The sequence below is a fragment of the Halococcus sediminicola genome (genome assembly GCF_000755245.1).
GTDB classification, from domain to species: Archaea; Halobacteriota; Halobacteria; order Halobacteriales; family Halococcaceae; genus Halococcus; species Halococcus sediminicola.
In genome coordinates this window covers 79,288-85,287 of sequence record NZ_BBMP01000009.1, presented here as the reverse complement: position 1 = coordinate 85,287, position 6,000 = coordinate 79,288, and the positions used below count along the sequence as shown (strand labels likewise).

3 protein-coding genes and 3 pseudogenes are annotated in these 6,000 nt (G+C 57.4%); 4 read left to right on the top strand and 2 right to left on the bottom strand.

The window, feature by feature from the left end; all coding sequences use genetic code 11:
• A pseudogene (locus ACP97_RS21265) lies at window positions 1-93 on the bottom strand (TatD family hydrolase); the annotation flags it as partial.
• Between the two features lie 222 nt (window positions 94-315).
• On the opposite strand from ACP97_RS21265, the gene ACP97_RS06895 reads away from it, so the two are divergent.
• The 4 genes and pseudogenes from ACP97_RS06895 to ACP97_RS20375 all read left to right on the top strand — a co-directional run bounded on the left by ACP97_RS06895 (window position 316) and on the right by ACP97_RS20375 (window position 5,137).
• Window positions 316-1,542, top strand: a complete 1,227-nt coding sequence (locus ACP97_RS06895; protein ID WP_049997097.1) for an inositol-3-phosphate synthase — start codon at window positions 316-318, stop codon at window positions 1,540-1,542.
• Window positions 1,535-2,887, top strand: coding sequence for an alkaline phosphatase family protein (locus ACP97_RS06890; RefSeq protein ID WP_049997096.1), 1,353 nt, complete (start codon window positions 1,535-1,537; stop codon window positions 2,885-2,887). The genes ACP97_RS06895 and ACP97_RS06890 overlap by 8 nt, the downstream gene beginning before the upstream one ends.
• Before the next feature lie 115 nt (window positions 2,888-3,002).
• Window positions 3,003-3,446, top strand: a pseudogene (locus ACP97_RS20770) (hypothetical protein); the annotation flags it as partial.
• 542 nt (window positions 3,447-3,988) lie between these two features.
• Entirely contained in the window at window positions 3,989-5,137 is a 1,149-nt protein-coding gene (locus tag ACP97_RS20375; protein WP_079977581.1) for a sugar phosphate isomerase/epimerase family protein, read from the top strand.
• A gap of 106 nt (window positions 5,138-5,243) precedes the next feature.
• Here ACP97_RS20375 and ACP97_RS21410 read toward each other — a convergent pair.
• Window positions 5,244-5,440, bottom strand: a pseudogene (locus ACP97_RS21410) (IS1634 family transposase); the annotation flags it as partial.
• Window positions 5,441-6,000: the final 560 nt, after the last annotated feature.

Here is a 6,000-nt window from a genome sequence, read left to right as displayed (position 1 = left end):
TTCGATGCAGCACTCGATGCCAGCCCGACGCGCCCGTGCGTAGTCGTCGGCCGAGCGCGAGACCATGTGCATGTGCGGGTCGATGATCTCCATGCATCACGTTTAGTCTCTATCATACTATATCCATCGGCAAATTCAATCAAAAATATCGCTACAAACGAAATACCAACCACATCTCCCAAAGACTATATTACTCCCCCTACTGTGGTGATGGATAACAGTGGTCAGAAATACAGTTATTACTCACGAACAGTCAGTGTCACCCGAACCTAACCAACCACAAACAACCCCTAGGTATGCTCGAAATCGGTGTATATGACCACCGGCGTCTGGCTCGTCGGCGCGCGCGGGAACATCGCCACGACGGCAATGGTCGGGGCGCGCGCCATCGCCCACGGTGTGATCGATACAACCGGCATGGTCACCGGGCGCGCGCCGTGTGATGCGCTCGACCTCGTTCCCACGAATTCGCTGGTCTTCGGCGGCCACGACATCCAGACGGAACGCGTCGTCGCAACGGCAAAACGACTCAGCGAGCGCAACGGGGTTCCCGATCGGGACACGCTCGATGCCGTCCGCGATGACCTCGACGAAATCGACGAGCGCATCGAGACCGGCACGGCACGCAACTGCGGGCAGGCGGTCGCGGAGCTAGCCGACGAGGCGACCCTCGAAGACGCACTCCCGCTGCGCGAAATCGCCGACAGGATTCGCGCGGACTACGCCGATTTCGCCAGCAAGAACGATCTGGAGCGAGTGGTTATCATCAACGTCGCCTCCTCGGAGCCGCTGCCGGCCGATCCCGAGAAGTACGATTCCATCGAGGCCATCGAGTACGCGCTCGACGAGGACGAGCCGCTGCCGGCGAGTTCTCTCTATGCCTACGCCGCGCTCGCCGACGGGCATCCGTTCGTGAACTTCACGCCGAACGCCGCGAACGCGCTGGGCGGACTGCGCGAGTTGGCCGAGCGCAAGGGCGTTCCGCACATGGGCAAGGACGGCAAGACGGGCGAGACGCTGATGAAGTCCGCGCTCGCGCCGATGTTCGCCGGGCGCAACCTCCGCGTGCGCTCATGGGAGGGCCACAACATCCTCGGAAACAAAGATGGAAAGGTGCTCGAAGACGACGCGAACAAAGCTGGAAAGTTGGCGAGCAAGGGTGGCGTGCTCGATGGCATCCTCGACGAGGACCTCCACAACCGGGTCCGGATCGACTACACGCCCGCGCTCGGCGACTGGAAGACCGCGTGGGACGACATCCGTTTCCGTGGCTTTCTCGACACCGACATGAAACTCCAGTTCACGTGGGAGGGCTCCGATTCGGCGCTCGCCGCACCATTGATACTCGATCTCGCGCGATTGCTCGCGTTCGCCGACGAGCGGGGCGAGTCGGGATTACAGCGCCACCTCGCCTCCTTTTTCAAAGCGCCGCTCGGCGTCGACGAACACGACCTCTCCAAACAGTTCGGGATGCTCGAAGAGTACGTCGAAGCGCACGCCGCACAGCCGACCGCGGTCGGCGCGGAGGGCGACGATGATTGACGGCGACGCAGGGCGAGCCATCGTCCTCGACGTGATCGGTCTCGAACGCGAGCACGTCGAGAGGGGTCTCGCGCCGAACATCGCCGACCTCGTTGACGACGGCGCACGCGCTGACCTCCAGTCGCCGTTTCCAGCTGTGACGCTCCCCGTTCAGAGTACGCTCGCGACGGGCCAGTCGCCCGAAAACCACGGCGACGTGGCCAACGGCGAGTACGACAGGGGGAACGACACGGCGGCGCTCTGGGAGCGCGAGCGCGAGGACAGGAATCGCCTCTGGGAGAGTGCGAGCGAGGCCGGACTCACTACTGGAGTATTCTGCTTCCAGCATCTCATCGGCACGACGGCGGACGTCGCGCTCACGCCCTCGCCCATCGAGGACGAAGAGAACAACATCCTGGAGATGAACTGCTGGACGAATCCTGATGATTTCTACGACGAACTCGAAGCCGAGTACGGCCACTTCCCGCTGCACACCTACTGGGGTCCCGGCGCGAACGAGGAGTCGACCACGTGGATCCTCGATGCCGCTCGCGAGGCAATCGAGCGCTACGACCCGGACCTGCTCTGGGTCTACATCCCGTATCTCGATTATTCGGGACTGGCTCACGGGGCGAGCAGCGACGAACTCCGCGAGGCGATCGGTGTCGCCGACGAGCTCATCGGCGATTTCCTCGACTTCCTGCGTGCGGACAAGCGCTGGGGCGACACAGTAGTAAACGTCGTCAGCGAGTATGGCTTCAACGACGTCGACACACCCGTGTTCCCGAACCGCGCGCTGCGCGAAGCGGGATTGCTCGCGGTCCAGGATGACGGCGAAGGTGGCGAGGAGATCGACCTGAAGAGTTCGGAAGCGTTCGCGCTGGTCGATCACCAGGTGGCCCACGTCTATGCCGACGAGGACGTCGTCGAGAAGGCCCGCAAAGCGCTCTCCGGGCTGGATGGCGTCGAGCGCGTGCTCGGCGACGAGGGAAAAGAAGAGTACGGCGTCGCCCACCCGAACGCCGGCGAACTCGTCTGCGTCGCCGGGTCGTCGGGCTGGTTCCAGTACTACTGGTGGCTCGATGACGAAAGCGCGCCGTACTATGCCCGCGACATGGACATCCACGCGAAGCCGGGCTTCGACCCCGTCGAGCTGTTCTTCGGCGACAGTGGGTTAGTGTCGCTCGACGCCTCGAAGGTCAGTGGCTCGCACGGCCGTGCCGACGTCGACGGGTTCTATGGATTGGGCGGTCCGGCCGCACCCGACTCGGTGCCCGATGACGTGGACGCCCGTGCGGTCGCACCGACACTGACCGACCTGCTCGATGTCGATGTGTCACTGAACTTTGAACGCGACGCGCTGTAAAATCAGTTTTCGTGCCAGCCAACAGTTGAGTCGCACCGTTTGTCAGCCCGGATAGCGCTGCCAGCGACAGCTCGTTATCGCTCAGGCGGTCGTCGTTCTCCGGCGAGATGGTCCAATGTCAGTACCTCACAAAGCCGGCCAGTGGAAACGCCTGCTTGCTGAAGATGTGCCTAACACTCAGCAAGCAGACGCTGAGATCCACGAAGACCAGTTCCATAATTTCCTCATCAATACACTTACCGGTGCGTTCAGTCTAAATTTCGGTGAGAACGCCGATATCGATGCCGAGGGTTTCTGTCTTCGAACTCTGTGACGCCAATGAGGATACGCTTCCTGCAACGGATATTCTCTGCCACCTCCGCACGAAGTTCAACTTTGACACCGTTGCTTCCGTCAGCAATCTCTTCTTTCAGCAGGATGTGCTTGAACATCTCCCCAAATAGGTGGAGGTCGTCGTTGACCCCCACCTGCGGCCTTACTACGGTGATGAAGATGAAACAAGCGGCTTCTTCTACTCCGAGGCCAAAGCCGGTATACCGCATTTCACGCGTACGCTACTCCCGGCAAGAACCATTTTCTCCGGAGATTCGTGATGTAGAAGTGGTAGTCGTCGGCATCCTCGTTGCGAAAGCTACGACGAATTACTTCTATACTCAAAAACAGAGATATTGATAGACACCTAGCGGGCTAATCAATTCAAGTGCTGTCCAGACTGCTGATCGGATTTCGGCACAACTACCGAAGTAGCGGTTTGCTAAGGGGAATTTGAGTCGATGCCAGTGTTCTTCGATTGGGTTCAGATCCGGCGATCCGTCGGGAAATACGCCAGTTCTATTGGTTCATTGGCTACGAAGTCCTTCACCGCCCCAGCGGTGAAGTGCGTCGCCTGATTCAGCAGTACGACCAACTTCTCGTCGAACTCCGCTTGGAGATGCTCAAAAAGCGGATTGTCATCTCACTAGTGAACGATCCGCCACCCTCTAGCAGGAGGTCAATTTTGATCGTTGGATAACTGTACATTCACAACAGTAGTTTGGAGAAAGATTTATCTAACAGTGGATCAACGTCATCAGTTGGACCGCCATCCAAGCGTCTACGTGAATGCTTGGAGTAGCGGAACAGAGCATGGGGCCACTAAAGATGTTCGATAAGCAATCTGGACGGAATGGGAATGGACAAGAGAACACCGAACAGTCGTCAATTAAACGTCGCTTGGTACTTCAGGGCGTAGCTGCACTCGGATTGGGTAGTGCCACTGTCGGTTCCGCTACAGCCGAAGAGAGAGGGGACTGGGAGCCAGGCGATGGCAAGCCACCTTGGGCCAATGACGACCGCGGGGAAGACGATGACGCCGCAGTTCCAACCGCTATTCAATTGTATACGCTTCGAAACCTACCAGACTCGACGACGGATCTCATCCGACGAGTCGGTGCCGTCGACAACAATGGTGGTCCGGGCTTCGATGCCGTCGAGTTCGCTGGACTCGGTAGCGCAACGGCGAGCGAAATCAAGACAACCCTTGAGGAAACGGGCGTCAATCCTGCTTCAGCACACGTCGGCCTCGAAGCGTTGGAGGGCGAGAGCTTCGAGAGCACAGTTGCGACTTACAAAGAGATTGGCGTCAATACTTTTATCGTTCCGTATCTTTCGCCCTCTTCGATCGATACGGTAGAGAAAGTCGAGTCCCTCGCTCAGCGAATGAATAAGGTCGCAGCGAACCTTAGAGAGTACAATGCACGACTCGGCTTTCACAATCACGACGGTGAGTTCCAAGAGATAGGCGATGGAACGACGCCACTCGAGACATTCGCCGAAACCCTGAACGAGGAGGTTATCTTCGAGATCGATGTCGGATGGGTGCTCACCGCTGGGTATGACCCCGTAGAGGTCATCAAACAGTATAGCGGTCGCACAGAACTAATCCATATGAAAGACATGGAGGACGGCGAGTTCCGAGAAATCGGCGAAGGAGCGGTCGATATGCGGGAGGTTGCTCAAGTCGCCCGCAAAAAAGCAGACGTCGACTATCTTATTTATGAACACGATGCTCCTTCCGATCCAGCCGGTTCGGTTGCAACTGGTGCCGGAGTGCTCTCACTGCTCGACGGTGAAGAGGGACCAGAGTGTATCGAGTTGTCAGATATGGGTGGACCGAATTATAGTGGTGATCTCGGTGATGGAAAAAATGAAGACGACGAGGACGACGAAGACGAAGACGACGAAGACGAAGACGACGAAGAGGACGAATAGACCGCATTAGTACCATTCCAAATGTCGACTGGTGAGTGAAAACCAATCGCCTCGAAACTTTTGAGCTAGTCAGTCGAGACTTGGTGACGTACTAGTGGTATGAAACCTCCTTCAGTGCCTCGCGTGCGCGTCGTTCAACTAAAAGATCGGGGAGGAGCGCTATTAGTTGCACGTAGCCCAAAACTTCGACGCGCTCAGGCCAATCAAGGTAGACCAGCCCGCGCTTGGAGTCTTTTAGCACTAGAAATCGACGTTCAACCGCTTGTGCTTGTACTCCCGCAGTACCCGCTCTTCTGGCCATTCCATATATCAACCAAAGATGTGGCTTGTATTTCTCTCCGATAGAGGGATGATATCACTACTCTGAACGAGATACTGAAAATGGATATAATCGCACACAACGATTCATTCAGTAGGCACAGCAGGTTTACTCATCCTTGGCTCTCTAATCGCGAGTGCACTTGGCTACCACGCACTGATCATGAAGTAGGAATCACTTCTCTTGTGACTGGAAGCGTTCAGACGTGGTCGGCGCGACAACACCCCCGTATCGAGATGTGACTATCGGAGTCGGGACGACAATAGGGCTGGTCGGTTCACGAGCAGTTGTATCTCGTGCGGTCGCCTTTTGGGTTCGGTGAGCTTCCGGTCAACCAATAGCGTCTGTGGATCAGAGAGATTGTCAACGTGGGCTCCGAGGTCCGCGAAGTCATCGAAGTGTGCCAACAACGAGCAGGAACCGCCACCGACTACAGATCCTACGTACGACTTAGAAGTATGGGACCAAATGATGAAACCATCGAGATTAGCTTGATCACCCTCTCTCGCTGTGATCTTAGCGGTGACGCTCAGGAACGACACTC

Coding starts and splice junctions, on each gene's coding strand:
- ACP97_RS06895 (WP_049997097.1), top strand. CDS start 316: ATGACCACCGGCGTCTGGCTCGTCGGCGCGCGCGGGAACATCGCCACG.
- ACP97_RS06890 (WP_049997096.1), top strand. CDS start 1,535: ATGATTGACGGCGACGCAGGGCGAGCCATCGTCCTCGACGTGATCGGT.
- ACP97_RS20375 (WP_079977581.1), top strand. CDS start 3,989: ATGCTTGGAGTAGCGGAACAGAGCATGGGGCCACTAAAGATGTTCGAT.